Source organism: Neptuniibacter sp. QD57_21 (genome assembly GCF_047778075.1).
Lineage (GTDB): Bacteria > Pseudomonadota > Gammaproteobacteria > Pseudomonadales > Balneatricaceae > Neptuniibacter.
The window spans coordinates 3690466-3714874 of record NZ_CP180549.1; the positions used below are offsets into that span (position 1 = coordinate 3690466).

Here is a 24409-nt window from a genome sequence, read left to right on the forward strand (position 1 = left end):
TAGCAATTCCCATGCAACAAAAGTATTGGTCAGTTTTTTACCATGTAGTATTCAGCTAATACCTACCCCAATCCAAGCCCTGTTACTTTGATAAGTATTGAGCAGCCATTCAAATAAAAATGCCCAAAAAAGGGAGCCCAATACAATGCAAAGCAAAAAGATTCTGATGATTACCGGTGATTTCACCGAAGATTATGAAACGATGGTGCCGTTTCAAACCCTATTAACGGTTGGCCATCATGTAGATGCGGTATGCCCAGAGAAAGTAAGCGGCGATACAGTTGCAACAGCAATTCATGACTTCGAAGGTGATCAAACCTACACCGAAAAGCGTGGCCACAACTTCACTCTAAACGCGACGTTCGCAGATATTAATGTTGAAGATTATGACGCACTGGTAATACCAGGTGGTCGAGCACCAGAATATCTACGTTTAAACCAAGAAGTGATCGAGATGGTGCAACACTTCTTTAAAGAGAACAAACCCGTCGCTGCAATCTGCCACGGTGCGCAACTGCTATCTGCTGCGGGCGTTCTAGAAGGTAAGTCTTGCTCTGCATACCCTGCGTGTGCCCCAGAGATTAATCAATCTGGCGGTACTTACACTGATATTCCACTGGATGCTGCCGTGACTGATGGCAATCTAGTCACCGCCCCTGCTTGGCCAGCACACCCTGCTTGGTTAGCACAGTTTATGGTTTTGCTAACTATGTAATAGAATTAGCGCAAGCTGCTTTCTCCCCAAACCTGAACCCGAAAGCAGCTTGTCGCTACCTATACAGTCAAATCAGTGGAGAGAGCTATGTGCAAACTGTTTATTAATGCCGAACCAGAACTTTGGAAAAGCAGCACCCGCTCAATCCGTATTGACGGTATGGTGACCAGCGTACGTCTGGAAAACTATTTTTGGACGACCCTGACAGCGATTGCAGAGCGGGATGATCTAAATATCCCGCAGATGCTAACTCGCCTCTACCACGAATCGATCGATGCCGGTCACGACTTAGGTAACTTCACTTCATTCTTAAGAGTTTGCTGTATGCGTTACCTGGCGTTGCAACTGTCGGGCGATATCCCAACGAATGAAACGGTGGCGATCAGCTCTTTGGATGCTGATGCGATTTTAAGTAACGAAATCGAAAAGCGTCACTAAACCTCTATGACTGTCGGATTCGGCGCTCAAGGGTTTGAGATCGCGATCTACATTGCCAATCGACCATCGATCGAGCCTTACCCTACTCTCGATCACCTTCGCCCACTCAGTTCGGGTGAGATCAAGCATATTGCGGATCAAACCGGTAATCATTGGCGCAAGATTTTTAATGTCAGCGCTAAATTTCTGTTTGAGCTACAAGGCAACGTAGAGTTTAAGACTTGGCAGATGTTGCGCGATCAGTCGCTGTATCAGGCAGCAAGCCCAATGGCCCTGCTGTTTTCAAAGCCAGATTTAGCAGAGCCAAATCGTATCCATATAATTGCCGGTAAAACCTATGCCCAAGAACTCGGGCTAGAAAACTTGCTCTGGTTAGATCCATACTTTGCGATAGATAAAAGCAGAAAATTGATCGTCTGCCCCTACTTAGATTACCGTCAGTTGAGTAACTCTAGAATCAGCCAGTTGGTTGGATTGGTAAAAAACCTAATTGCTGAAAGCGATTAAAGCCCTGAATAGTCAGGGCTTATTATCTCGCAGAACTAAGATAATACTTAATTCAGAGTCGGATTCTGAATCTTTTCCCAGTTCATATTAAATGTTTGCTGATTAGCACCTGCAGCAGTTGGGTTATCCTCAGTCATGCGATTGATTTCAGCCGCTTGTTGAAGCGATGGTGGTAAAATCACAGTGTCGATCACATGGATAATACCGTTTCTTGCATCAACATCAGCAGCGACTACAGTCGCCTGATTAATCATCACATTACCACCAGCTAAGCTGATCGCGATGTTTTCACCTTGTAGAGAAGGTGCTGCAGTTAACCCCATCGCAGTTTTTGCATCCACTTTTCCAGCTACTACATGGTAGGTAAGTACCGCTTGTAGATCTTTTTTGTTCTCAGGCTTTAACAGGTCAGCCAAAGTTTCTTCTGGCAGCTTGGCGAACGCGTCATTGGTTGGCGCAAACACCGTATAGGGGCCATCGCCTTGTAGGGCACCGACTAAGTCAGCAGCTTTCAGCGCCGTCACTAAAGTAGAGAAACTCTCATTACCCGCAGCGACATCGACAATATCTTTCTTCATTGAATAGGAACCTGCGGTCGCCATTAATGGTACAGCTAGTAGAAAGCAGGCCAGTGTTTTTATAATTTTCATTGTTCTTCTCCTCGCGTTTATTCCTTAAGCAGGCCCTCTACTGCCTCAATGAGATTTTGCTTAAGTGCATCGTAATCAGTGCTACGGAGGTTTTTGAAAGGCAGATCAAAAAACGTACAACAAAATTTTCTTTTTCTGTTTTTATGCCTGTGAATAGAATATTCTTATTTTTAATGGCTCCACTTAACTCCCTGATATTGCGATAAATTTAAAAAGGTTTTTATGCTTCATCGCATCTGGCTAAGTTTTTTTCTAATCGCCTTTAGCGCGGCCCTCTATCAGTGGCTTTGGCTAGATGATTCTGCAGTATTTCAACGTTTGGTGCAGTCCACCTTTGATATGTCGAAGCTCTCGGTGGAGTTATCCATAGGCTTGATCGGTACCCTCGCTTTTTGGCTGGGCATAATGAAATTGGCAGAAAGCTCTGGTCTTGTGGATAAGTTTGCACGGGGAATAAGTCCACTTTTCAGCCGTTTGATGCCAGAAGTGCCAAAAGGTCATCCAGCTATGGGCTCTATGACAATGAACCTCTCGGCCAATGTTCTAGGTTTAGATAACGCCGCCACGCCTTTAGGTTTGAAGGCGATGCGTGATCTACAGAGTTTAAACCCACATAAAGATACCGCAACTAATGCCCAGATTTTGTTTCTGGTACTGAACACCTCCTCGGTAACGCTATTCCCGATCACCGTGTTTCTCTATAGAGCGCAACAAGGTGCCAGTGACCCTACGTCGGTCTTTATCCCTATTCTAATTGCAACCTGTTGCTCGACACTTGCTGGCTTATTAGCGGTGAGTTTTGTACAGAAAATCCGTTTATGGGAAAGAGTTACTCTGCTCTATATCGGCGGATTTGTTGCACTATTACTCGCTTTTATCGGCTATTTCACGACACTAACGATCGACGAGTTACAACGGCAATCATCGCTAGTGGGTAATTTAATGATTTTCTCAGCGATTATTGGCTTTCTCTGTATCGCCCACTTTAAAGGGGTGAATATCTACGAAACCTTTATTGATGGCGCCAAAGAGGGATTTGAAGTCGCGATTAAAATTATCCCTTATCTGCTCGCCATGCTGGTGGCGATTGGCGTACTCAGGGAAAGTGGCGCGTTAGAGGGGTTTATCTGGTTACTACGTGAAGGCTTTGCCAGCTTTGGCGCCGATACCCGCTTTGTTGATGCACTGCCCACTGCGATTATGAAGCCATTTTCCGGCTCTGGCGCCCGGGCAATGATGCTGGAAACCATGAATACCCATGGTGTCGATTCTTTCGCAGCTTACCTAGCCTCGGTTGTCCAAGGCTCAACTGAAACCACCTTCTATGTACTGGCAGTATATTTTGGTGCGGTTGGCATCAGGCATACCCGCCATGCTATCGCTTGTGGCCTTACTGCAGATCTAGCGGGAATTATTGCCGCAATTACTGTGGGTTATTGGTTTTTCGGTTAATACTTCTAGAACAGAAGAAAACCAAAGTTTGAATACTTATAGACTCTATACCTCGGGCATAAACACTCGCCATGCCATTGCTTGCGGCTTAACCGCCGATTTGGCAGGAATCATCGCTGCAATCACTGTGGGTTACTGGTTCTTTGGCTAATAAATAAACCAACCTACAAAGAAGCATCATCAATCAGTTCGTAAGGTAGTGCCAACACATCCACACCATCGACACAGCCTAGATGCACGCGGTAATGACCGGGTTTACGCAAGGTTTGATGGAAAGTATAGATACCGCATTGCTTACAGAAATGATGTTTGGCGATATGGGTCGCGAACTCATAAGTTGCCAAGGAATCATCCGATACCTGAATATCGATATCGCTAGGGTCGACTACAAAGTTACCCATCATTGCGCCTTTCTTCTGGCAGATAGAGCAGTTACAACGCACACCTTCGACAATCTCTGGGGCATGAAAACTGAATCTAACGTTGCCGCAATGACAACTGCCTTGATACACCGGCATAGCACTCGCCTCCACTTGGTTTAAGCAAAGGTCGGAAACAATGCTAGCTCTCGTCTATTAAAAGGCTACCATCCGGTTCTGTCTGACCTATGCCGTTATAAATGACATCATGGCTCATGGTATCAATATCAAAGGCTTGCAAGGTTGCCGGTGCAGAAGTACCTGCATACCCGACCGCTTCAGCAGCAACTGTTTCACCAAACACTAAAGATAAAACGGTAAAGCCAAAGGCCTGTTTTTCTGAGGCCGACAGTTGCGGCCAAGCGCTGTAATAAGCCTGCCAAATGGCTGGCGCCTGACTTAAACCTTGCTGGGTACCCAACGAAAACTCCGCGAAGTGTCGAGCGATATAGCGCTCAACTGCGTGCATCGAGTCCTCATCTAATAAGTTGGGTAAGTGCAACTCTGCTAAGCAGAATTTTAACGCCGCTTCATACGCGTCTAAGCAAGATCGGCGAAAGGCAAAGTCATTTGCCTGCACAATCACACTGTCAGTTTCAGATAGTTGTTCGTATATAGGTAACGGATCTGCATGAGCCATATTAAACATCCTTGTTGTTATGGTTGATCTTAGAAGTAACTATAGCCGCTTATATGGCAACCGCCAGATCGCGGATATGTCCATGGCCATCAATGGCAACTTGCACACATTCGGTTTCGGTCACTTTTCTTAGTTCACTGCCATCAGGGCAACAACCCCAAGCTTCAACGTGGATTCGCAAAGAGCTGCGGCCACTTTCAATCAATTGAGTGTAGAAGGACATAATAGTTCCCTCTAGTACTGGAGATAAAAACTCCATCTGGCCAACCGATACTGTAGAGACACGGCCCTTAGATAATTTAGCCGCATAAATTTCGGCAGCCTGTACAATTTTAGCGGATACCCAACCACCATAAACATCGCCAAACATGTTGGTAGCATCGCTTGAAGCCGGCAGAAGTAGGCTTAATTCACCTGCTGGCTGATGGCTATTTTCCTCGACATGCTCCATGGGATTACCCCTCCTTTACTGCCATCCCCACTCCTTAGGGTAATGATAGAAACTGTGAATTTTGTATTTATTAGTCAGCTTACTCTAATACAAAAGGCTAATACCCTGAATATGTACAACGTAAAAATTCTTTTCTAAGTGTCACACTTTTGTCATTTAAGAAAATTATAGTGTTCGCATCTTAACTCATATATCTAATTTTAAGACTCTTTGGAGCCTATACATGAAACCTATGAAAAAGCTGCTTGCTGCTGTTGCTATCTCTGCAACTTGTGTAGCTGCAAACGCATCTGACCTGCTAGACAAGAACCTACCAGTTTACTCTAAGGCTTCTGGTGTTTCTGGTAACCTTTCTTCTGTAGGTTCCGACACACTAGCTAACCTAATGACGCTTTGGGCTGAAGAGTTCAAGCGTAACTACCCGAACGTTAACATTCAGATTCAAGCGGCTGGTTCTTCTACTGCGCCACCAGCGCTAACTGAAGGTACTTCTAACATCGGTCCTATGTCTCGTAAGATGAAGGACAAAGAGATCGCTGCATTCGAGAAGAAGTTTGGTTACAAGCCAACGCCTGTTGCTGTAGCAATCGATGCGCTAGCAGTATTCGTACACAAAGATAACCCAGTTGAAGGTCTATCTATCAGCCAGGTTGACGCTATCTTCTCTTCTACTCGGAAGTGTGGCGCTGTTGCAGACGCTAAAACTTGGGGTGATGTTGGTGTAGCAGGTTCCCTATCTGATAAGAGCATCCAGTTGTTCGGTCGTAACTCAGTATCTGGTACTTACGGCTACTTCAAGAAGAAAGCTCTATGTAAAGGCGACTTCAAGAACAACGTAAACGAGCAGCCAGGTTCTGCATCTGTAGTACAGTCTGTATCTACTTCTCTTAATGCACTAGGTTACTCTGGTATCGGTTACAAAACTGCATCTGTACGTGCACTACCTCTTACGAAGAAAGATGGCGGCGCATTCGTAGAAGCAACTCCTGAAAACGCGCTAAACGGCAAGTACCCACTAGCTCGTTCTCTATACGTATACGTAAACAAGAAACCAGGTCAGCCTCTAGCTCCTCTAGAGAAAGAGTTCCTGAAAATGGTTATGTCTAAAGTAGGTCAGGAAGTAGTAGTTAAAGACGGCTACATCCCACTACCAGCGGCAGTTGTAGAGAAGCAGATGAAAGCGCTAGGCATGTAATATATTTTGATCATCTGATCTTAGGAAAAAGGGGGCCATTTTGGCCCCCTTTTTTCGTTTATGACAGTCACTGTAATACAGATGTAACAAACTTTTCATATTGTATGCGCCGTCTTCTTAGTAAACTTCCGAGACCTATGTGCCATGAGTACAGAAAACACTGCAACGTCCGACCTGGATTTTAATACCGCGTCGGCCAAGCGACACAGAAACATACGTGCGTTGAAGGATAAACTTGCTTCAGGTGGTATCGCATTTGGTGGTATCAGCGTTATTGTTGCAATCCTTCTGATCTTCTTTTATCTACTTTATGAAGTAGCACCGCTGTTCGAATCTGCCAGCATCGAACCTTGGCAGAAAAATGGACAGGAAATTGCCCCTTACACTGTTCCAGGTGACGGCAAGACACTTTATCTGACAATGGAAGAACAAACAGAGATCGCTCTGCGTGTTACAGATCTTGGTCAGTTAGTGTTTTTTAACAGCCGCAACGGTAACGTAATCAAAACAGAAACTGCCAATATTCCAGAAGGTGCAACAGTTAGCAGCTTTGCTCTAGCTTCTGAATATAGCGGTATTTTCGCTTTGGGTTACAGCAACGGTCAGGCGCAGGTCTTCAAACACAAATACCGTTCTACTTACCCTGATGGCGTACGTGTTATCACGCCAGAAGTGGAATACCCACTAGGTTCTGAACTGATTCAGGTAAGCGATTCACCACTTGAGCTACTTGCAATCAATGGTGAAGAGGAAGAATGGACGCTAATCGGTGGTCAGGCAGCAAACATCGCTGCGACTGAAGTTTCCCTAACCGAGAACCTGATTACTGAGGAAGTAGAAGCGGACACTAACCGCATTACGCTTCCAAATATGAACATCCCAGCTGAGAAACTACTGCTGATGCCAGATCGTCGTTGGATGATGATCTCTGGTGAAGGCGGCAAGTTGGGCATCGTTGATATGCAAGCAGACGGTGGCCCTAAAGTTACTCAGCTAATCGAGACGACCAAAAATAAGATCACCTCTTTTGAGCTACTGATTGGTGGTAACTCCCTACTTATCTCTGACGATAAAGGCGTGACCTCACAGTGGTTCTTGGTTCGTAACGAGAAAGGCGAATGGCTAATGCGCCAGATTCGCAGCTTCGAAAACGGTACTTCACCAATCAGCAGCATCTCTATTGAGCACCGCCGCAAAGGTTTTGTAACGGTTTCGGACCAAGGCGTTATCGATTTCTACAGCACAACAGCATCACGTAACTCACTTACAGCTGCCGTTGCTCAAGGCAATGTAGATATGATCGCTCTATCACCTCGTTCTAACGCACTATTGGTTGAACAGGATGGTAAGTTAGCGCTTTGGGCGGTTCACAACGAACACCCAGAGATCTCTTGGAGCGCACTGTGGGAGAAAGTTTGGTACGAAGGTTACCAAGAGCCTGAGTTCACTTGGCAGTCTTCCGCTTCTACCAACGACTTCGAGCCAAAATACAGCTTAATGCCATTAGCATTCGGCACCTTAAAAGCAGCGTTCTACGCCATGCTTCTAGGTACGCCGCTAGCGATCTGTGGTGCGATCTACACAGCTTACTTCATGGTGCCGTCAATGCGCCGTAAGGTAAAACCTTTCATCGAATTGATGGAAGCACTGCCTACGGTAATTTTGGGCTTCCTAGCAGGTCTATGGTTAGCGCCATTTATGGAGGTAAACCTAGCGGGGATCTTTGTCACCCTACTGGTCGTACCTGCGGCTATTATCGCGTTCGCTTATGCATGGGCATGTGCACCTAAAACACTACGCTACTTAGTGCCAGATGGCTGGGACGCAGCGCTACTGATCCCTGTTGTAATCATCGCAACAATGTTCAGCTTCTGGGTCGCTCCAGGATTAGAGCAAGCGTTGTTCGGTACTGAGATGCGTTACTGGGTAACTCAAGAGCTAGGCATTCCTTACGACCAGCGTAACGCGCTAGTAGTAGGTATCGCGATGGGCTTTGCGGTTATCCCAACGATCTTCTCTATCACTGAAGATGCGATCTTCGCTGTACCAAAACACCTGTCTTACGGTTCTCTAGCACTAGGTGCTACACCATGGCAGACACTGGTACGCGTAGTAATGCCGACAGCGAGCCCAGGTATCTTCTCTGCAGTTATGATCGGTATGGGTCGTGCAGTAGGTGAAACCATGATCGTACTGATGGCAACAGGTAACACGCCAATCATGGACGTGAATATCTTTGAGGGTATGCGAACTCTGGCTGCAAACATTGCAGTAGAGATGCCGGAATCTGAAGTTGGTAGTACCCACTTCCGTATTCTATTCCTGGCAGCATTCGTACTGTTCTTGTTCACTTTCTTCGTAAACACCGTGGCGGAAGTTGTACGTCAGCGTTTACGTAAGAAGTACGGCTCTCTGTAATTTGTGCCTGATTGAGGAAATATAGTAATGCGACAGTCTTTTACTGAATGGTCAAAATCCGGCGCACCTTGGGTATGGCTTAATGCCGGTGCCGTAGCGATCTGTTTGATCATGGTTGTAGGTCTACTGACTCTTATCGCAATTCGCGGTTTGGGTCACTTCTGGCCTGCAGATGTTATCCAAGCGACTTACGTTGATAAGGGCAACAGCGTTACCCTGATCGGTGAAAAAGTCCAAACTGAAGATGTTCCCGCAGCTCAACTACGCGATAGTGGCGTAGCGGTACCAGAAGGTGTTGAGAGCATGAAGCGTAACCTGATGAAAGTCGGTAACCGTGACCACGGTGGTACTGACTTCATCTGGGTTCTGGAAGACTTCATTAAAGATCCTTCTAAACCAGAAATGCTATTCACTGCTGAGCGTCGTGAATGGGGTAACTTCTACGGTTACCTACGTGGCATCAAAGAAGATGGCAAACTGGTTTCTAGCTATGAGGGTTACGAAAAAACTGACGAGTATCTAGCACTTTGGGCACTTCTAGAAAGCCGTATCGAGCGTGCGCTAGATATCCACAGTGACATCGAAGATATCGAGAAAGACCGTATTGGCTCGATCAACTACAAGTTGGAGCGTCTGCGTCTGCAAGAGCGTTCTCTACAACTTAAAAATGTAACTGACCCAGCTCAGTACAAAGAGATTGAAGAGAAACGTGCGGCACTAGACGCAGAATACGAAGGTCTTCAAGGTGATCTACTCGCACTTTACGAGAAATTTAACCGTGACACTGTGGTTGCGGAGATCGCAAACGGCAAAATCGTAGAGTTTAAAGTTGCACACGTTGTGCGTGCTTTCCTACCAAACGATATGGGCCTAGGCGGCAAGATCCTTCACTACTTCTCTAAGATCTGGGAATTCGTAAGTACAGATCCACGTGAAGCGAACACTGAAGGCGGTATATTCCCAGCAATCTTCGGTACAGTACTGATGGTTATCATCATGTCTGTGATCGTAACGCCATTCGGTGTCGTTGCTGCGGTTTACCTACGTGAATACGCGAAACAGGGTTTTGTAACGCGCGTTATCCGTATCGCTGTAAACAACTTGGCGGGTGTACCGTCAATCGTATACGGTGTATTCGGTCTAGGTTTCTTCGTTTACTTCTTGGGTGGTCACATAGATGACGCGTTCTTCCCAGAAGCGAAACCAGCACCAACCTTTGGTACGCCAGGTCTAATGTGGGCCTCTATCACACTTGCACTGCTAACAGTTCCAGTTGTGATTGTAGCGACAGAGGAAGGCCTAACACGTATCCCACGTGCGGTTCGTGAAGGTTCTTTGGCGCTAGGTGCGACAAAGTTCGAAACCCTAATGAAGATTGTAATCCCAATGGCTAGTCCAGCGATTATGACCGGTGTAATCCTTGCGATTGCCCGTGCGGCAGGTGAAGTAGCACCGCTGATGCTGGTAGGTGTAGTTAAGCTAGCACCAAGTCTGCCATTGGATATGAACTACCCGTTCCTACACTTGGATCAGAAATTTATGCACTTGGGCTTCCACATCTACGATGTTGGTTTCCAAAGCCCGAACGTTGAAGCGGCACGTCCGCTGGTATACGCAACAGCGTTTTTGTTGGTGGCAGTAATCGCAGCACTTAACTTGTCTGCAATCGCGATTCGTAACCACCTACGTGAAAAATACAAAGCGCTTGAAATGTAATAGAATTTTTAAAGGTTGCTACAATGACTAGCGAAGCTAAAACACACGCAATTGATATCTCTACAATGCAACGAGATAACCGTATTTTGAACCTTGAAGAAGAAACAATGGCTCTTGAGGTTAAAGACCTTAAATTGAGCTATGGCGATAACGAAGCGCTTCACGGTATCGATATGCTCATCCCTAAGAACCGCGTTACTGCGTTTATCGGTCCTTCTGGTTGTGGTAAATCAACACTACTACGCTGCTTCAACCGTATGAACGATCTAGTAGATGATTGCAGCATCACAGGTCAGATCCTGCTGGATGATAACAACATTTACGACCGCAGCGTTGATATCGCAGAACTACGTCGTCGCGTGGGTATGGTATTCCAGAAGCCAAACCCATTCCCGAAATCTATCTACGAAAACGTTGCTTACGGCCTGCGTATTCAGGGCGTAACTAAAAAGCGCGTTATCGACGAAACAGTTGAGTGGGCACTTAAATCTGCTGCACTTTGGGACGAAGTTAAAGACCGTCTACACGAGAGTGCACTAGGCATGTCCGGTGGTCAGCAGCAGCGTTTGGTTATCGCACGTACGATTGCGGTAAAACCAGAAGTTCTGCTGTTGGACGAACCAGCATCTGCACTTGACCCAATCTCTACATTGAAGATTGAAGAACTGATCCACGAACTGAAGAAAGACTTCACGATCGTGATCGTAACCCACAACATGCAACAGGCTGCGCGTGTATCTGATTACACTGCCTTTATGTATATGGGTGATCTTATCGAGTTTGGTGTAACAGATACGTTGTTCACTAATCCGGCTAAGAAACAAACTGAAGACTACATTACTGGCCGTTACGGTTAATGGGGAAGGAATCAGATCATGGAACTAAATACTGAAAATTATTCCACGCATATTTCGGCTCGGTTTAATGAAGAACTAGAGCAAATTAGAACCCATTTGCTAACCATGGGTGGTGTTGTAGAGCGTCAGGTACACGACTGTATCGACGCCCTGCTAAACAGCGATGCAGAACTGGCTGAACAGTCCCGCAAGGTTGATAAGCAGACTAACGACATGGAAGTGATGATCGATGAGCAATGCACCAAGATCATTGCCCTACGCCAACCTGCTGCAAGTGACCTGCGTCTAATTATCGCCGTATCCAAAGCGGTATCTGACCTAGAAGGCATGGGTGATGAAGCTGCGCGTATCTGCCGCCATGCGATTGAATTGGTTGAAGAAGGCGAATCACCACGCGGTTATCAGGAAGTCCGTCATATCGGCAACCTAGTTCGTCAAATGGTTAAAGACGTATTAACTGCGTTTGCCCGTAACGATACAGATCTTGCTTACCGCGTTGCGAAAATGGACAAATCTGTAGACCAGGAATACCGCTCTGCGATGCGTTCTCTAGCAACGTTCATGATGGAAGATCCTCGCTCTATCTCTAGTGTAATGAACGTAATCTGGGTTCTACGTAGCCTTGAACGTATCTCTGAACATGCACGTGCGATGGCTGCTCACCTAATCTACCTAGTGAGCGGTACCGATGTACGTCACGGTAGCCTTAAGCAGATCAAAAAAGCCGTTAAACCAGAAAACGAAGATTAATCTAAGCTTCTGTTTAATAAGCCTTATCGATTGAAAAAGCAGCCTCTTTAGGCTGCTTTTTTTGTATTTATCGCCAAAGTTATTCGAATATTGGTCGATACTTATATGACTCATCTATCAACTAGGGCTCTCATGCTGCAATACACTGTATACGCCGACCTCAACTGCCCCTTCTGCTATGCCTTGCATGAGCAGTTGCATCAGTTTGGTCTTTTGCAGCAAGTGGATTGGCGCTTAGTTGAGCACGCGCCTGATATCGCGATTTTTAATAAAACCGCCGAAAGTCAGGCCGAACTCGCCAGCGAAGTATTCGTTGTTCGCAGCCGTGTACCTAACATCGAAGTAGCACTGCCTAAAGCACGAAGCGACAGTCACTTTGCCAGCCTTTGTGTCATAGAAGCAGCCGAGCATGATATTGAGAAGTCGATCCATCTGCGTCGATTACTCTATCGCGCTCTTTGGGTAGAAGGAAAAGATATCGCTGATGTTTCAGTAATCTACGACTGCTTAATGGCAGCTGGCCTACCGACCGAACTGGACATTGAAGAATCTCAAGAAAACAAACTGATCGCATGGCAAGCCGCTTGGGAACAAGGTGATTTTAACTTGCGTATTCCGGTGATCTGCGCTGATGATGGCCGTACATCCCTAGGTCTACCAAGCCCAGAAGACCTTAAAGCCTTCTTCAAAGGCAAAGAGATCGACTCTCAAGATCAACATCGAGAGAGCTGTCCGCGCTCGGAGCAACAAACTATCGCAATCTACTGCGATCACAGTATCGAAATCGTCTGGCCGGTGATCGCTATCTTGCGCAACGACTACAACATCCTGCTCCCCGCTAATTTGAAAGAGCTGAAAAATTTACTGCATGAAGATGCGCCTGACCTCTTACTCTTAGGCACAGAGAATCAATGGTCGGATATGTTTGCTCTTTGCCAAGAGGTGACCAAAAGCAAAGATGAGTTCCCGCTGCCGATTGCGTTCCTTAGCCAGCAGGTTGAGGATCAGCTAGAGCTGGATGCTTATCAAGCAGGAGCCGCAGATTTCCTCGTGCTAAACCGTGCGCCTGCCGTTATTCAGTCACGCATTAAAATTCTGATGCAGCTAAAACAGTCTCAGGATCAACTGGCTCGCTCGGCTCGTGTTGATGGTCTAACTCAGGTCAATAACCGCCGCGAGTTTGAACGCAATATTGAAACGGAATGGCGACGTGCACAACGCTCTAAACGCAATCTGTCGCTGATTATGCTCGATATCGACTACTTTAAACCGTTTAATGATGGTTATGGTCACTTAGCGGGTGATGGTTGCTTACGTACCATCGCGCAAACTATTAAAGCCTCCATTCAACGAGCACAGGACATGGTCTGTCGTTATGGCGGTGAAGAGTTTGCGGTGATTCTGCCCGAAACAGATATTGAAGGTGCACAGCTGATTGCAGAAAGAATTCGCTCTGCCGTTGCCGAGCTTAAGATCGAACATAAGTTTTCCAGTACCGGCGATACCGCCACGGTCAGTGCGGGCGTAGCCTCGATTAATCCTTCTAAAGGAGGCTCGCCGCATGAGCTGATCGAGCTGGCCGACCAAGCACTTTATAAATCCAAAGAGAATGGCCGTAACCAAGTCACTCTAAGCTAGAAACACTCTCAGCTAGATCATTCTAGGCCAGACATTGGAATAAAACCCGGTAGCGCTTTAATGCGATCAATCCACTGACCAATCTGCGGATAATCTTCCAACTTAATTCCACCTTCCCAAGCTAAGGCCACGTAAGGCATTACCGCGCAATCGGCAATCGTCGGACGATCTAGTGCTAACCAGTCGTGATTCGCTAGATGAGACTCCAACAGCCCCAAAACTCTGTCGGCCACCACTAGCGTCGCTTCTTTATTCAGGTCATAACCAAATTTGTCCACTAAGCGCGCTGCACCTGGGCCATTCTGCACTTCATTTGCCGAAGTCGATAACCACTGCTGAATCTCTGCTTGTTCCTCAGGGGAATTGCCATACCACTCTGGTGTTGCGTACTTCTGCGCTAGATACACCAAAATTGCATGGGAATCGCGTAGTACGGTTTCGCCATCCTCTAGTACCGGTACCTCACCCCATGGATTCAAGTCGATCACCGGTGATTGCTTATGCATCCCCGCCAAGAAGTCCACTGCCACCAGCTCTAGCGGAATGTTGGTTAGTGATGCAAACAGTCGCGCTTTATAACAGTTACCTGAAGGTTCCAAATCATACAGTTTCATTCTTATTCTCCTTAAATTGATTCCCGCGCCCACTCAGTTTCGGTGAACCTAGGGGTAATATGCTTGGAACAATTCCAGTCAAACGCTTCCAGTTTAATATGAATAAACGATTCCGCTTTGGCCGAACTTTCCATCTGATCTGCATAGAGTTTTAAATGCTCTTCAACCGAGAGTAGTTTGACCCGGCCTAAGATTTTTAAGCGCCGACGATGGGGATAATCCATTAAAAATAGCGCTACTTTATCATTCTTGGAAAAATGGCCTAAGCTCTGATACTGACCATTACCACTGAGATTTCCAAAAGCTAAAGTCTCTTCATCCAGCACCTTTAGAAAGCCAGCCTCACCACCGCGGTGTTGAATATAGGGCCAGCTATCTTCCCCCACTGACGCCATATAAAAGCTATCCCGTGCTTGAATAAAGTCTGCTTCACGCTCGGTGAAACGATCAAAATCAGGCATTCGCTGGCGTACTACAGCTGACTTCTCATAGCTGCCAAAACGCTGCTGCATTGCCAGTACAGACTCGGTAAAGGTTATGTCGCTAAAACGATGGGCCATGAAAACACCTTGCTTGAACATTGATCATGCTATTGATTATGTTGAAAACAGATAACGCAATAAATAGAGCAAACTAGATTTCAATAATGCAATTTATGCATTAATCTGCAGAGATGAATAAACTCAAAGCGATGGCGGTTTTTGTCAAAATCGTCGACTGTGGCAGCCTCAGTGCAGCAGCAGAAAAGTTATCCATGTCCCAATCCTCGGTGGTCCGAACGCTAGCAGCACTGGAGAAAGAGCTCGGTGCTCAGTTGCTCTATCGCACCACCCGTAGTCTCAGCCTAACCGAGGAAGGCGATGACTACTGCCAGCGCTGCCGCCAGATATTGTTGGAGGTGGAAGATGCAGAAAATGCCCTTAGCCAGCAGCAAACGATCCCCAAAGGGGTGATTCGGATCACGGCGCCGCAAACCTTTGGCCGCCTACATCTCAGCCCTGTGATTAATGAGTTTTTAGATACTTATCCGGAAATGGAGGTAGAACTGCTGCTGTTGGATCGCGTAGTGGACCTGATCGAGGAAGGGATGGATATCGCCCTGCGTATCGGCCCCCTACCCGACTCTACTCTGATCGCGAAACAAGTCGGCGAGGTCAAATACAAAGTCTGCGCGAGTCCAGATCATATTGCAGAATACGGGGTACCGAATCACCCAGATGATTTAGAGCAGCTCGACTGTATTCATCTCACCGCGCTTAGATCTCACGCCACTTGGGGATTTACTGAGGGTAGTCAGCAATACAGAATCAATGTCCAGGGTAGCTTTAAAACCAATCATGTCGAAACAGCCGTGGATGCTTGTCGCGAAGGTCGCGGTTTCGGTCAATTCTTAAGTTATCAGGTAAATCCGCATATCAAAACAGGTCAGCTGACCCCAGTACTCGAGCAGTTTGAAAGCCCATCGATACCGGTCAATCTGGTCTATCCTCACTCACGCCGCTTATCGTCTAGAAGCCGCGCCTTTATTGAGTGGGCACGACCACGATTACAGCAACGCTTACAGAGCGATTAGGACTCTACAGGCCAGTATTGAGCTAGGGGTGGGAAGCGCTCGATTAAGCCAGTACGCCCCATAGTTTCCATCAACGCCATATTGCGTTCAGGAATCTCATCAGGGTTCTTATAGTGCACCAACACACGGCTCATCTGCCCTTCACGGATAATGTGAATGGTTGGGAACGGCGCACGGTTGGTCCAGTTAGTAATATCATCCGCTTCAACCCCAGAGAAACAGTAATCAGGGTGGAAGCTAGCCAATTGGAATACACCGGCTAGGCCCGCACGCTCAAGCATAGTTTGGCAAAGATCTAACAGATCAAGAAACGACTCAAAATCCACCGCTGTCTCGGTAAACGCAACTAAGGTTGTGGATAACTCTTCTTCAGGCGAGTCCTGAATTTTAGCCAGCTCAGCTAGGAAATCCTGCGCTGCATCGGTCATCACACGGGCATGAGATACCGCGTAACGAATGCTCTGATTGCGCACTTCAGGTGCAGCAAAAGGACATAGATTTAGGCCAACCACAATCGCCTCAACCCATTGTTGAGTTAACTGTTCTGCCTGTGCTGCTGGAAAAGAGAATTTATCAGTCGTCATAGCCGCCATTTTACCCCAGCTGCCCCGTCAATGCTCCCTTTTGGTGCCTATGATGCAGACCTCCCTTTCTGCTAAGATAGCGCCACTTGTTATTCGGAAGCCTAAGTGCCAAAACAGTGCCTATAAAGTCTGCTCTTACCACCCAAAGTTTTGATAACCGTTGGTTGAAACTGCGTCGACCACTCAAAACCGTGGTGCCTCACGAATGGCAGAGCTGGTTGCTCGATAGCGGCTCCCTAACCCAGCGCTTGGTAAAACGCAGTCAGGGCAATTTCCGTGTTGAGGTGGTAAGACAAGGATGGATGCGCCCAACTCGCTCTGAGGCCAATGCTCTAGGTATAGATCAGCGCCAATGTGCGCTAGTCCGAGAGGTTCAGCTGATCGGTAACGACGTACCTTGGGTCTTTGCCCGCTCCATTATCCCAGCACAAACTCTAACCGGTAGTGAGCGTCAGCTGCGAATGCTCGGTAACCGTTCTTTGGGAAGCCTGCTATTTACCGACCCAACCATGCGCCGCGATCCTATAGAGATCAGTCGTCTGCAACTCCAAGATAAAACCGAGATCTGGGCGCGCCGCTCAGTGTTCTTCCTTTCCAATAAACCATTGCTGGTTTCTGAAGCATTTTTGCCTGAGCTATTAGGCAAGTGATAATGCGGAGAATAGCCAGATGCGTTTACTTAATTTATTGATAAAACAGCCTTTATATTTACTCGTTTTATTATTAATTTTTAGCGCAAAGAGCATTTCTGCCGACCCGAATTCATCCTTCGATGAACGAAGCTTTGATGAAAGAAGCTTTGATGAACGAAATTATCCCCATGAAGGTGACTACTTCTCTACGATCGCTTCTGGCCATCTAGAAGCGATCCGAAAATCACCCGGTACGGTTAGCGTCATCACCGCTGCAGAAATAGAAGCTATGGGCGCAACGCATCTCGATGAGGTTTTGGAAACGGTTGCAGGGTTACATGTCCAGCGCTCAGATCTAAGCAGATTGGACCCGGTCTACAGTATTCGCGGTATTCAAAATGGGTTTTCCACTCAAGTTCTGGTTCTCTTTAATGGGATAGAGTTTAAAAACCCATTCAGTGGTGGCCTTCCCACAACATTTCGCTTACCCCTCAACGCAATTGAACGCATTGAAGTGATCAAAGGTGCTAGCTCTGCGTTATATGGTGCAAATGCCTACTCAGGCGTCATCAATATAGTGCCAAAACGCTCGCAGGATTATTCTGAACCTATGTTTCAAGCCCGAGCGGGTAGCTTTGGCAGTCGTGATTTCACGGTACAACACAGCGACTTTGATGGCTTTGGCAAAGGCTATTTCTTTTCTCTAGAACATCAGCAAAGTGACGGCGATGATTCCAGAATTATTACTCAAGACTTCCAGTCGCTGAATGACATTTGGTTCGGTTCAAACGCATCATTAGCGCCCGGCCAGCTTAATAGAAATTACTCAGTTACCAATGCGATGTTAAATATCGATAGGGGTGACTGGAGCTGGAATAACTGGTTTTGGCATAACCATAAAGCAGGTAACGGCCAAGGCGGTGCTCGTGCCCTAGACAGTTCGGGTTATGAAGACACTTACTCCCTCATGTCGCATCTACAATACCGGGGCATTATCAACTCTCAATATTCCCTGGAGAACAACTATTCCTACCACTATCAAGAAGGTGAAAGCACCTTAACCCTGTTTCCAGCCAACAGTATTATTCCGATTGGCAGCGATGGAAACCCATATACTCCAGGAGGCAACTTAGTCCGTTTTACAGATGGAGTCATAGGCATTCCTTCCGCCAAAATGCATAAATCTTACGTTGATCTCATTTTAAACTATGTTGGTTCACCCGATCATATTTGGCGCTTTCAGGTCGGGGGGCAATTTAGTAATTTCCGCAGTGAAGAAAGAAAGAACTTTGGTCCCGGTGTGTTAGACGGCACCGAAACGGTTGTTGATGGCAACTTAACCGACGTTAGCGATCAGTCTTACGTCTATTCAGAAGATAATGAACGTCATAATGCATTTTTAGCGATTCAAGACCAATGGGCGCTAAATAAAAACTGGACCCTCACCGTCGGTGGGCGTATAGATCATTATTCCGATTTTGGCCGAGTATTTAATCCGAGAATGGGCTTGGTTTGGGAGCCAAATCAAAAACTTACCGGCAAATTACTCTACGGCAGGGCCTTCCGTGCACCGTCATTCAGCGAGCTTTATTTAAAGAACAATCCCGGTGGACTAGGCTCGCCGCCGCTTAAACCCGAAAAAATAGAAACACTGGAACTGGTTGCTGACATCAAACCCAAAGAAACTCTGCATCTACAAAATACGCTCTTTTACTACCAAGCCGATGATTTGATCACCAACCAATTTAACGGTTCTGTATATCAATTCCAGAACTCGATGGAACAGCAAGGTTACGGCATAGAGATAGAGGGAACTTGGCATATCAATCATTCGTTAACACTGAAAACCCAATACAACTACCTAAACACCAAAAACTCGATTACGGGTGGCAGTGTCGCCGATATTCCAAACCACACGGGCTACCTAGCCGTAGATTACCGTCTCCCCAATCATTGGAAGCTAAACCTGAATAACCATTGGATCGGTTCGAGTAACAGGGCTCCAAACGACACACGCACAAAACACAGCGGTTATTCATGGGCGAACCTAAAACTCTCAAAAGAACACAAGTTAGCTGGACTCAGTACAGCTCTGATCATCAAAAACGTACTGGATAAGAATGCCACCACCCCTGCGTCTTCAATCATCCCTAACGATTATCCTATTGAAGGTCGAAGCGTGTTAGGAGAACTGACTTACCAGTTCTAGGCAAGTAATTGACTGGCTGAACACAACTAAGGTTTGGAATTGGTGTAATACGCTTCGCTATTACACCCTACGCTAGATAATTGCTCGACTGCTTTCGACACAAAGCGGACTTACATTAGAGCAATCTAATTAAAAGAATATAATCCTTTAATGGATTACGTATCATTCAGCACTTTTACTACAAGCCAAACTGTTTAGATAGTTGGTCTTGAGACAACATATACTTTTTAAACAGGATTGCAGTCCTAGATCGTGTCGTCCTTGGGTTTGTAGTTAGGTAGATCATTTTTTTCTTTCCAGAATTACTTAGTAAAGATGTGAGCTCTGTTTTAGGTACTGCAAAAAACACATAAGCTGAATCGAGATCGGGATAATAAGCAAGATACCTTTCGTCTTTTTTCCCAATAAGAATCAGCCAGTCATAGTCCTTATCACCACTTTCACCCAGAATTTTACTCCATGCCCACCTTAACGTATTACTGTGCTTAACAGGACGATTAAGGCTAGCCATTTTAACTTCAAGACGTAAGCCCTCCTCCCCCCCTATTTCTATATCATGACTTTCACCGTAAGCAGTAACTTCACCATCAACCAATTTTGAAATAATAGATTCTCCTCTTGCTCCTGCAAAAAGAGTTTGATGAGTTTCTAGTTGGTATATATGCTTTTCGAGATGAGCGATTTTTTCCTTTAGGGCTTCGTTTTCAGCTTGAAGCCGCTCTAACTCTGTTCTTATCATCCTTAATATCCCCCGATAGATACAAGATTAGTAGACAGCAATCTCTTCGCCGCTATTGGACTTGATCTATAGAAATGCTTAGCTCTGCCTAGCAGATTAGCATAAGCCATCAGTGAATTTCCGCTTTTGGCACAAAGCAGAAGCCACTCCCCCACTAAAATCCTTTTCTCTAGGCGCAGCCGTCCTCTAGCAGCGTATCTGCGTCCTAAAAGCGAAGCGATCTCTATCCGCGTAGCGGCGTCCTTACCCCTTAATTCTCACGCTGCCAGCTCTTTTCTAACCAGTTCTGCACCCGCGCGCAGAGCATTCAGTTTGCCACGTGCGATCTCGCGTGACAGAGGTGCCATACCGCAGTTAGTGCAAGGATAAAGTTTGTCGGCATCAACATACTTGAGCGCACCACGCAGTGTTTCGGCGACCTCTTCCGGCGTCTCGATGGTCTCGGTCGCGACATCAATCGCACCCACCATCACTTTTTTACCACGAATCAGTTCCAGCACTTCAAGCGGTACACGGCCGTTGTGGCACTCCAAAGAGATGATGTCGATATTGGATTTTTGCAGAGACGGGAACGTCTCCTCATATTGACGCCATTCCGAGCCCAGCGTTTTTTTCCAATCGGTATTTGCTTTAATGCCGTAGCCATAGCAGATATGCACGGCTGTTTCGCATTTAAGCCCTTCGATCGCGCGCTCTAGGCAAGCGATGCCCCATTCATTTACTTCTTCAAAGAAGACGTTAAATGCCGGCTCATCAAACTGGATAATGTCCACGCCAGCCGCTTCTAGCTCTTTCGCTTCTTCGTTTAACGCTTTGGCAAACTCCCAAGCTAGATTTTTACGGCTCTTATAGTGATCATCGTACAGGGTATCAACCATGGTCATCGGCCCTGGTAGCGCCCATTTAATCGGCTGATCCGTTTGTTTACGCAGGAACTTAGCGTCTTCGACAAACACAGGTTTTTGACGGCTCACTGGGCCAACTACCGTCGGTACGCTGGCATCATAGCGGTTACGAATTCGAACGGTTTTGCGCTTTTCGAAATCAACGCCGCTCAGGTTCTCGATAAACGTAGTCACAAAGTGCTGGCGTGTTTGCTCGCCATCGCTAACGATATCGATACCGGCGTTTTCTTGCTCTTGCAGGGTCACTCGCAGTGCATCCTGTTTGCCGAATAGGAGTTCATCACCTTCAAGTTTCCAAGGTGACCAAAGTTGCTCTGGTTCTGCTAGCCAAGAGGGTTTAGGTAAACTGCCAGCAGTTGAAGTAGGTAGTAAGTTTTTCATAATTTATACAGCTCTATATCTTGGCTTACGCGTAGTTAGCAGACCATTTTTCAAGAATTTCCCCATAGGGCTTAATAAAGTGCTCTTCCGCCCATTTGCCCTGTTCAACCGCTAAACGGCTGCGCTCTTCTCGGTCATACACAACTTGCGTTAGTGAGAAATCTTGGTGCTTCAAACTTGGTTTAAACACTTCACCGGCAAAAGCATTGGCGTTATAAATCTCTGGGCGATAGATCTTTTGGAACGTCTCCATCGTGCTAAGGGTGCTGATCAACTCAAGGTTGGTGTAATCGTTGAGTAGATCCCCGTAGAAATAAAACGCGTAAGGCGCCACGCTATTTGGCGGCATGAAGTAACGCACTTCCATGCCCATCTTTTTGAAGTACTGTTCGGTCAATGACGGCTCGTTTGGCTCGTACTCCGTACCTAATACCGGGTGGGTATTTGGCGTTTTATAATACGTTTTGTTATCCGATACACTCAGGCAGATTACAGGCAGCTTATTGAAGTTCTGCTTGTAAGCCTCTGAGTTCACAAAGTCTTTAAACATGTTGCCGTGCAACTCGCCGTAGTTATCCGGCACGCTGAATTGCTCGGCATCTTTGTTGTGATTCAACAGCAACACGCTGAAATCATAATCACGCACGTAAGAGGAGAAGTTGTTACCAACAATCCCTTCGATACGGCGCTCAGTTTTGTGATCTAGGATGTATGTTTTTAAGATCTCAATGGTTGGGAAGTTATTGCCATTCCCTTGGACATCAATATCAACATGGATGATCTCAAGCTCTACCGAGTAACGATCATTGTTTGGGTTATCCCAAGTCGCCAGCGTATTAAAGCTGTTATCAATCATCTTGATCGCACGGCTCAAATTTTCTTTACGCTGTTCGCCACGCGCCAAGTTGGCAAAGTTAGTTGTTAGGCGAGTATTGCCTGATGGCTCATAGTTTTCATCGAAACTAATGCGCTCAATGCTGTATTCGAAACCGTTGCTCATAATCTGTATTCCGTAGAAATTAAGTCTGACTTTTCATCGCTCTATGGACTGTTCACCTGCCTTAAATAACCAAGGGCCGATATTAGGAGCAGTCGTACTTCTGGTGAGCGTTAAGTGAACTTTTTACAGGGACGGCTTTATGAAAAAAATTGATTAAAATTTATGGTTTGATGACCTTTGCTCATGAATTGATTAAGGCAACATTTGGAATAGGCACTACGAGGTACGTTTATGCTGGATGAGCGCCCATTTTACGCAGGCCACATCGGCATCGGTGATGCTCAGGATCTAGTGCTAGGCAAACGCAGCGAATAGACAATGTATGAGGGAAACTAATTGATCAGTGAAAATTAACCATTTCTACTCATGCAATAAGCTCTTTAAGCTGCTTGGCAATCAGTCACGAAAACAGAATATTTAGGTTTGTTTATGAGTAACCTTGCCACAACCTACCCCGTCGCTTCTTACCCTTGTCAGGTTGTTAAGTTTGCCACTTTGAGTAATGGCTCTTTTGATACAGATACATTTGATATTGAGCTGCAATCGCCAGCAGGTAAAGAGCTTAACTATCACGCAGGACAGTATCTGCAGCTCGATTTAGATGTTAATGGCGATGGTCAGCTACAAACGCTCTCCTACACCATTGCCAGCAGCCCAGATTTAACAAACCCTCACCGCTTACAACTGTTTATCCAAAACGGTAGTGAGTTTGCAGATAAGGTTTTGAACTGCCTATCTCAACATTTAGAAAGCCAAACGTCCCTGAATGTAACGCTGTCAATGGGGAAAGCCTTTTTACAGACTGACCTTACTCAGCCTCACCTATTAATCGCGGCGGGCTCTGGCATATCCAAAATTAAAAGCATCACCGAAGAGGTACTAAGACGTAAACCCGATACGGAGGTGAATATTTACTGGTCTAACAAACAGAGCGAAGAGTTCTATCTGCTAGAGCAGTTCCAAGCTTGGGCGGATCAGAATACGAACCTCAGCTTCACACCGATTCTTGAATCGCCAAACACCAACTGGAACGGCCGCACTGGCTTTATCTACGAAGTAGTAAGCGAAGATTGTGATGCACTTGAAGGCACTCAAACCTACCTCTGCGGCTCACCCAATATAGTTTACGGCACTATCGATCAGTTGGAGGCAAAAGGGCTTAAGGAAGAGAACTGCTACTCAGACGTGTTTGAGTTTGCACCAAGGAACGAGAAAGCAGCTAGTTGAAGAGATAAAGGTGTAATACGCTCCGCTATTACACCCTACTTGCTAGCATTCTGAAAATCATGCTTTTGAATTCTAGTTATCAATAAAACCACCATGTTTTAGTTCATTTATCACCAAACTTAAATCAACCCCACTAGGCGACAGTAAATCGCCTTTTGCTAGCCAACTATTAGCTGTTTCATCAACCTTAATTAATCCTTCACTAATCGCATAAGACAATGTGTATGCCGAAATAAAGCTACCAGCTGAAAATGATTTATCTAAAAAGTGGTAAGCAAGGTTGTTAGTTTTGAATCCTCTAAAATTTGGATATTTTAGGTAAAACAGTCCCTGCAATAGGTTTGCATCCTTGGGATATTTATCTTCCACTAAGCTGAGGTAACCTAGCCCCTCTAACTCACGTCCCTTTTTAAAAAAGGCGTAATAGCTACCTAGGTTCAATGCAGCTTGCTTTTCACCTAAAGCCACAGCCTGTAGCCAAAGAGCTTCTGCTTTAGCTACATTCTTCGACCTGCCTTTCCCAATGTAATAACAATCTCCAAGTAACAGGTATGTTCTTGGATCCCCATGCTTTTTCGTGTCTTCATAGAAATCGCATCGGGACTTATCTTCGGATTCAGCAGCAAGATTCAATGACGTGAGAAGCAGAAAGGCTAGTAAAAGATAATTCTTCATAAACTACAGTTTTTTCCTTGGAGT

General features: G+C 46.0%; 26 protein-coding genes. 15 read left to right on the top strand and 11 right to left on the bottom strand.

All coding sequences use genetic code 11. The features are described 5' to 3' along the window. Nucleotides 1–145: 145 nt before the first annotated feature. From ACMXYS_RS16970 to ACMXYS_RS16980, 3 genes are all read left to right on the top strand, one after another. Entirely contained in the window at nucleotides 146–715 is a 570-nt protein-coding gene (locus ACMXYS_RS16970; protein WP_415897184.1) for a DJ-1/PfpI family protein, read from the top strand. A gap of 87 nt (nucleotides 716–802) precedes the next feature. Then, the gene (locus ACMXYS_RS16975; RefSeq protein WP_415882879.1) at nucleotides 803–1153 is read left to right on the top strand and encodes a ribbon-helix-helix domain-containing protein; all 351 of its coding nucleotides are present in this window, start codon (nucleotides 803–805) and stop codon (nucleotides 1151–1153) included. A gap of 6 nt (nucleotides 1154–1159) precedes the next feature. Beyond that, on the top strand, nucleotides 1160–1660 hold the full coding sequence (locus ACMXYS_RS16980) for a DUF6942 family protein (protein ID WP_415897185.1): 501 nt from the start codon (nucleotides 1160–1162) through the stop codon (nucleotides 1658–1660). A gap of 47 nt (nucleotides 1661–1707) precedes the next feature. On the opposite strand, the gene ACMXYS_RS16985 is transcribed toward ACMXYS_RS16980, so the two are convergent. Further along, the gene (locus ACMXYS_RS16985) at nucleotides 1708–2310 is read right to left on the bottom strand and encodes a fasciclin domain-containing protein (RefSeq protein WP_415897186.1); all 603 of its coding nucleotides are present in this window, start codon (nucleotides 2308–2310) and stop codon (nucleotides 1708–1710) included. Nucleotides 2311–2532: 222 nt separating this feature from the next. Here ACMXYS_RS16985 and ACMXYS_RS16990 point away from each other — a divergent pair, with 222 nt between their 5' ends. Together ACMXYS_RS16990 and ACMXYS_RS16995 are read left to right on the top strand one after the other, a co-directional pair. Next, nucleotides 2533–3762: a nucleoside recognition domain-containing protein gene (locus ACMXYS_RS16990; protein ID WP_415886293.1), complete on the top strand. Its 1230-nt coding sequence runs from the start codon at nucleotides 2533–2535 to the stop codon at nucleotides 3760–3762. 28 nt (nucleotides 3763–3790) lie between these two features. Further along, nucleotides 3791–3913 (top strand): hypothetical protein, encoded by a 123-nt coding sequence (locus ACMXYS_RS16995; protein WP_415882883.1) that lies wholly within the window; start codon nucleotides 3791–3793, stop codon nucleotides 3911–3913. 13 nt (nucleotides 3914–3926) lie between these two features. Here the strand turns inward: ACMXYS_RS16995 and ACMXYS_RS17000 are convergent, their stop codons facing one another. Genes ACMXYS_RS17000 through ACMXYS_RS17010 form a run of 3 tightly spaced genes read right to left on the bottom strand, consistent with a single transcriptional unit; the run spans nucleotide 3927 to nucleotide 5272 of the window. Then, nucleotides 3927–4280 carry a GFA family protein gene (locus ACMXYS_RS17000; RefSeq protein ID WP_415897187.1) on the bottom strand — a complete coding sequence of 118 codons (354 nt, stop codon included), beginning with the start codon at nucleotides 4278–4280 and terminating at the stop codon, nucleotides 3927–3929. 43 nt (nucleotides 4281–4323) lie between these two features. Next, nucleotides 4324–4821, bottom strand: a complete 498-nt coding sequence (locus ACMXYS_RS17005) for a hypothetical protein (protein WP_415882885.1) — start codon at nucleotides 4819–4821, stop codon at nucleotides 4324–4326. Nucleotides 4822–4870: 49 nt separating this feature from the next. Then, a complete protein-coding gene (locus tag ACMXYS_RS17010) occupies nucleotides 4871–5272 on the bottom strand; it encodes an acyl-CoA thioesterase (RefSeq protein ID WP_415882886.1) in 402 nt (133 codons plus the stop codon). 223 nt (nucleotides 5273–5495) lie between these two features. On the opposite strand from ACMXYS_RS17010, the gene ACMXYS_RS17015 reads away from it, so the two are divergent. From ACMXYS_RS17015 to ACMXYS_RS17040, 6 genes are all read left to right on the top strand, one after another. Then, nucleotides 5496–6467 carry a PstS family phosphate ABC transporter substrate-binding protein gene (locus ACMXYS_RS17015; protein WP_415882887.1) on the top strand — a complete coding sequence of 324 codons (972 nt, stop codon included), beginning with the start codon at nucleotides 5496–5498 and terminating at the stop codon, nucleotides 6465–6467. Nucleotides 6468–6611: 144 nt separating this feature from the next. After that, a complete protein-coding gene (locus ACMXYS_RS17020) occupies nucleotides 6612–8885 on the top strand; it encodes an ABC transporter permease subunit (protein WP_415886294.1) in 2274 nt (757 codons plus the stop codon). A 27-nt stretch (nucleotides 8886–8912) separates the two neighbouring features. Continuing rightward, nucleotides 8913–10601 carry a phosphate ABC transporter permease PstA gene (gene pstA / locus ACMXYS_RS17025; protein WP_415892864.1) on the top strand — a complete coding sequence of 563 codons (1689 nt, stop codon included), beginning with the start codon at nucleotides 8913–8915 and terminating at the stop codon, nucleotides 10599–10601. Nucleotides 10602–10624: 23 nt separating this feature from the next. Continuing rightward, nucleotides 10625–11458 (top strand): phosphate ABC transporter ATP-binding protein PstB, encoded by an 834-nt coding sequence (pstB, locus tag ACMXYS_RS17030; RefSeq protein ID WP_415897188.1) that lies wholly within the window; start codon nucleotides 10625–10627, stop codon nucleotides 11456–11458. A gap of 18 nt (nucleotides 11459–11476) precedes the next feature. Next, nucleotides 11477–12208, top strand: coding sequence for a phosphate signaling complex protein PhoU (gene phoU, locus ACMXYS_RS17035; protein ID WP_415882891.1), 732 nt, complete (start codon nucleotides 11477–11479; stop codon nucleotides 12206–12208). A 132-nt stretch (nucleotides 12209–12340) separates the two neighbouring features. Then, on the top strand, nucleotides 12341–13846 hold the full coding sequence (locus ACMXYS_RS17040) for a diguanylate cyclase (RefSeq protein WP_415897189.1): 1506 nt from the start codon (nucleotides 12341–12343) through the stop codon (nucleotides 13844–13846). A gap of 17 nt (nucleotides 13847–13863) precedes the next feature. Here the strand turns inward: ACMXYS_RS17040 and ACMXYS_RS17045 are convergent, their stop codons facing one another. Together ACMXYS_RS17045 and ACMXYS_RS17050 are read right to left on the bottom strand one after the other, a co-directional pair. Further along, nucleotides 13864–14460: a glutathione S-transferase family protein gene (locus ACMXYS_RS17045; protein WP_415897190.1), complete on the bottom strand. Its 597-nt coding sequence runs from the start codon at nucleotides 14458–14460 to the stop codon at nucleotides 13864–13866. An 11-nt stretch (nucleotides 14461–14471) separates the two neighbouring features. Next, entirely contained in the window at nucleotides 14472–15020 is a 549-nt protein-coding gene (locus ACMXYS_RS17050; RefSeq protein WP_415897191.1) for a pyridoxamine 5'-phosphate oxidase family protein, read from the bottom strand. Nucleotides 15021–15151: 131 nt separating this feature from the next. On the opposite strand from ACMXYS_RS17050, the gene ACMXYS_RS17055 reads away from it, so the two are divergent. Further along, entirely contained in the window at nucleotides 15152–16033 is an 882-nt protein-coding gene (locus ACMXYS_RS17055; protein ID WP_415898269.1) for a LysR substrate-binding domain-containing protein, read from the top strand. Here the strand turns inward: ACMXYS_RS17055 and ACMXYS_RS17060 are convergent. Further along, nucleotides 16030–16617 carry a DUF1415 domain-containing protein gene (locus ACMXYS_RS17060; RefSeq protein ID WP_415897192.1) on the bottom strand — a complete coding sequence of 196 codons (588 nt, stop codon included), beginning with the start codon at nucleotides 16615–16617 and terminating at the stop codon, nucleotides 16030–16032. The two genes, ACMXYS_RS17055 and ACMXYS_RS17060, sit on opposite strands and share 4 nt — an antisense overlap. 116 nt (nucleotides 16618–16733) lie before the next feature. Between ACMXYS_RS17060 and ACMXYS_RS17065 the strand changes: the two genes are divergently transcribed. Beyond that, entirely contained in the window at nucleotides 16734–17267 is a 534-nt protein-coding gene (locus tag ACMXYS_RS17065; protein ID WP_415897193.1) for a chorismate--pyruvate lyase family protein, read from the top strand. Between the two features lie 19 nt (nucleotides 17268–17286). Then, nucleotides 17287–19458, top strand: coding sequence for a TonB-dependent receptor plug domain-containing protein (locus ACMXYS_RS17070; protein WP_415897194.1), 2172 nt, complete (start codon nucleotides 17287–17289; stop codon nucleotides 19456–19458). 178 nt (nucleotides 19459–19636) lie between these two features. Here the strand turns inward: ACMXYS_RS17070 and ACMXYS_RS17075 are convergent, their stop codons facing one another. The 3 genes from ACMXYS_RS17075 to ACMXYS_RS17085 form a co-directional block, all read right to left on the bottom strand. Beyond that, nucleotides 19637–20197, bottom strand: coding sequence for a hypothetical protein (locus ACMXYS_RS17075; RefSeq protein ID WP_415897195.1), 561 nt, complete (start codon nucleotides 20195–20197; stop codon nucleotides 19637–19639). A gap of 257 nt (nucleotides 20198–20454) precedes the next feature. Next, nucleotides 20455–21483, bottom strand: coding sequence for a methionine synthase (locus tag ACMXYS_RS17080; protein WP_415897196.1), 1029 nt, complete (start codon nucleotides 21481–21483; stop codon nucleotides 20455–20457). Nucleotides 21484–21508: 25 nt separating this feature from the next. Further along, nucleotides 21509–22483 (bottom strand): DUF1852 domain-containing protein, encoded by a 975-nt coding sequence (locus tag ACMXYS_RS17085; protein WP_415897197.1) that lies wholly within the window; start codon nucleotides 22481–22483, stop codon nucleotides 21509–21511. A gap of 429 nt (nucleotides 22484–22912) precedes the next feature. Here ACMXYS_RS17085 and ACMXYS_RS17090 point away from each other — a divergent pair, with 429 nt between their 5' ends. Then, on the top strand, nucleotides 22913–23710 hold the full coding sequence (locus ACMXYS_RS17090; protein WP_415897198.1) for an FAD-binding oxidoreductase: 798 nt from the start codon (nucleotides 22913–22915) through the stop codon (nucleotides 23708–23710). 72 nt (nucleotides 23711–23782) lie between these two features. Here ACMXYS_RS17090 and ACMXYS_RS17095 read toward each other — a convergent pair whose 3' ends face one another. Beyond that, complete coding sequence (locus ACMXYS_RS17095; RefSeq protein WP_415897199.1) at nucleotides 23783–24385, bottom strand: hypothetical protein; 603 nt, start codon at nucleotides 24383–24385, stop codon at nucleotides 23783–23785. Nucleotides 24386–24409 lie beyond the last annotated feature (24 nt).

What these genes read in the sequence shown, in the direction of transcription:
- ACMXYS_RS17045 (WP_415897190.1), bottom strand. Translation starts at nt 14,460, where the DNA reads ATGAAACTGTATGATTTGGAACCTTCAGGTAACTGTTATAAAGCGCGA.
- ACMXYS_RS17075 (WP_415897195.1), bottom strand. Translation starts at nt 20,197, where the DNA reads ATGATAAGAACAGAGTTAGAGCGGCTTCAAGCTGAAAACGAAGCCCTA.
- ACMXYS_RS17005 (WP_415882885.1), bottom strand. Translation starts at nt 4,821, where the DNA reads ATGGCTCATGCAGATCCGTTACCTATATACGAACAACTATCTGAAACT.
- ACMXYS_RS17040 (WP_415897189.1), top strand. Translation starts at nt 12,341, where the DNA reads ATGCTGCAATACACTGTATACGCCGACCTCAACTGCCCCTTCTGCTAT.
- ACMXYS_RS16980 (WP_415897185.1), top strand. Translation starts at nt 1,160, where the DNA reads ATGACTGTCGGATTCGGCGCTCAAGGGTTTGAGATCGCGATCTACATT.
- ACMXYS_RS16985 (WP_415897186.1), bottom strand. Translation starts at nt 2,310, where the DNA reads ATGAAAATTATAAAAACACTGGCCTGCTTTCTACTAGCTGTACCATTA.
- ACMXYS_RS17055 (WP_415898269.1), top strand. Translation starts at nt 15,152, where the DNA reads ATGGCGGTTTTTGTCAAAATCGTCGACTGTGGCAGCCTCAGTGCAGCA.
- ACMXYS_RS17060 (WP_415897192.1), bottom strand. Translation starts at nt 16,617, where the DNA reads ATGACGACTGATAAATTCTCTTTTCCAGCAGCACAGGCAGAACAGTTA.
- ACMXYS_RS16970 (WP_415897184.1), top strand. Translation starts at nt 146, where the DNA reads ATGCAAAGCAAAAAGATTCTGATGATTACCGGTGATTTCACCGAAGAT.
- ACMXYS_RS17080 (WP_415897196.1), bottom strand. Translation starts at nt 21,483, where the DNA reads ATGAAAAACTTACTACCTACTTCAACTGCTGGCAGTTTACCTAAACCC.
- ACMXYS_RS17070 (WP_415897194.1), top strand. Translation starts at nt 17,287, where the DNA reads ATGCGTTTACTTAATTTATTGATAAAACAGCCTTTATATTTACTCGTT.
- ACMXYS_RS17090 (WP_415897198.1), top strand. Translation starts at nt 22,913, where the DNA reads ATGAGTAACCTTGCCACAACCTACCCCGTCGCTTCTTACCCTTGTCAG.
- pstB (WP_415897188.1), top strand. Translation starts at nt 10,625, where the DNA reads ATGACTAGCGAAGCTAAAACACACGCAATTGATATCTCTACAATGCAA.
- ACMXYS_RS17020 (WP_415886294.1), top strand. Translation starts at nt 6,612, where the DNA reads ATGAGTACAGAAAACACTGCAACGTCCGACCTGGATTTTAATACCGCG.
- ACMXYS_RS16990 (WP_415886293.1), top strand. Translation starts at nt 2,533, where the DNA reads ATGCTTCATCGCATCTGGCTAAGTTTTTTTCTAATCGCCTTTAGCGCG.
- ACMXYS_RS17050 (WP_415897191.1), bottom strand. Translation starts at nt 15,020, where the DNA reads ATGGCCCATCGTTTTAGCGACATAACCTTTACCGAGTCTGTACTGGCA.
- ACMXYS_RS17085 (WP_415897197.1), bottom strand. Translation starts at nt 22,483, where the DNA reads ATGAGCAACGGTTTCGAATACAGCATTGAGCGCATTAGTTTCGATGAA.
- pstA (WP_415892864.1), top strand. Translation starts at nt 8,913, where the DNA reads ATGCGACAGTCTTTTACTGAATGGTCAAAATCCGGCGCACCTTGGGTA.
- ACMXYS_RS17000 (WP_415897187.1), bottom strand. Translation starts at nt 4,280, where the DNA reads ATGCCGGTGTATCAAGGCAGTTGTCATTGCGGCAACGTTAGATTCAGT.
- ACMXYS_RS17015 (WP_415882887.1), top strand. Translation starts at nt 5,496, where the DNA reads ATGAAACCTATGAAAAAGCTGCTTGCTGCTGTTGCTATCTCTGCAACT.
- ACMXYS_RS17010 (WP_415882886.1), bottom strand. Translation starts at nt 5,272, where the DNA reads ATGGAGCATGTCGAGGAAAATAGCCATCAGCCAGCAGGTGAATTAAGC.
- ACMXYS_RS17095 (WP_415897199.1), bottom strand. Translation starts at nt 24,385, where the DNA reads ATGAAGAATTATCTTTTACTAGCCTTTCTGCTTCTCACGTCATTGAAT.
- phoU (WP_415882891.1), top strand. Translation starts at nt 11,477, where the DNA reads ATGGAACTAAATACTGAAAATTATTCCACGCATATTTCGGCTCGGTTT.
- ACMXYS_RS16975 (WP_415882879.1), top strand. Translation starts at nt 803, where the DNA reads ATGTGCAAACTGTTTATTAATGCCGAACCAGAACTTTGGAAAAGCAGC.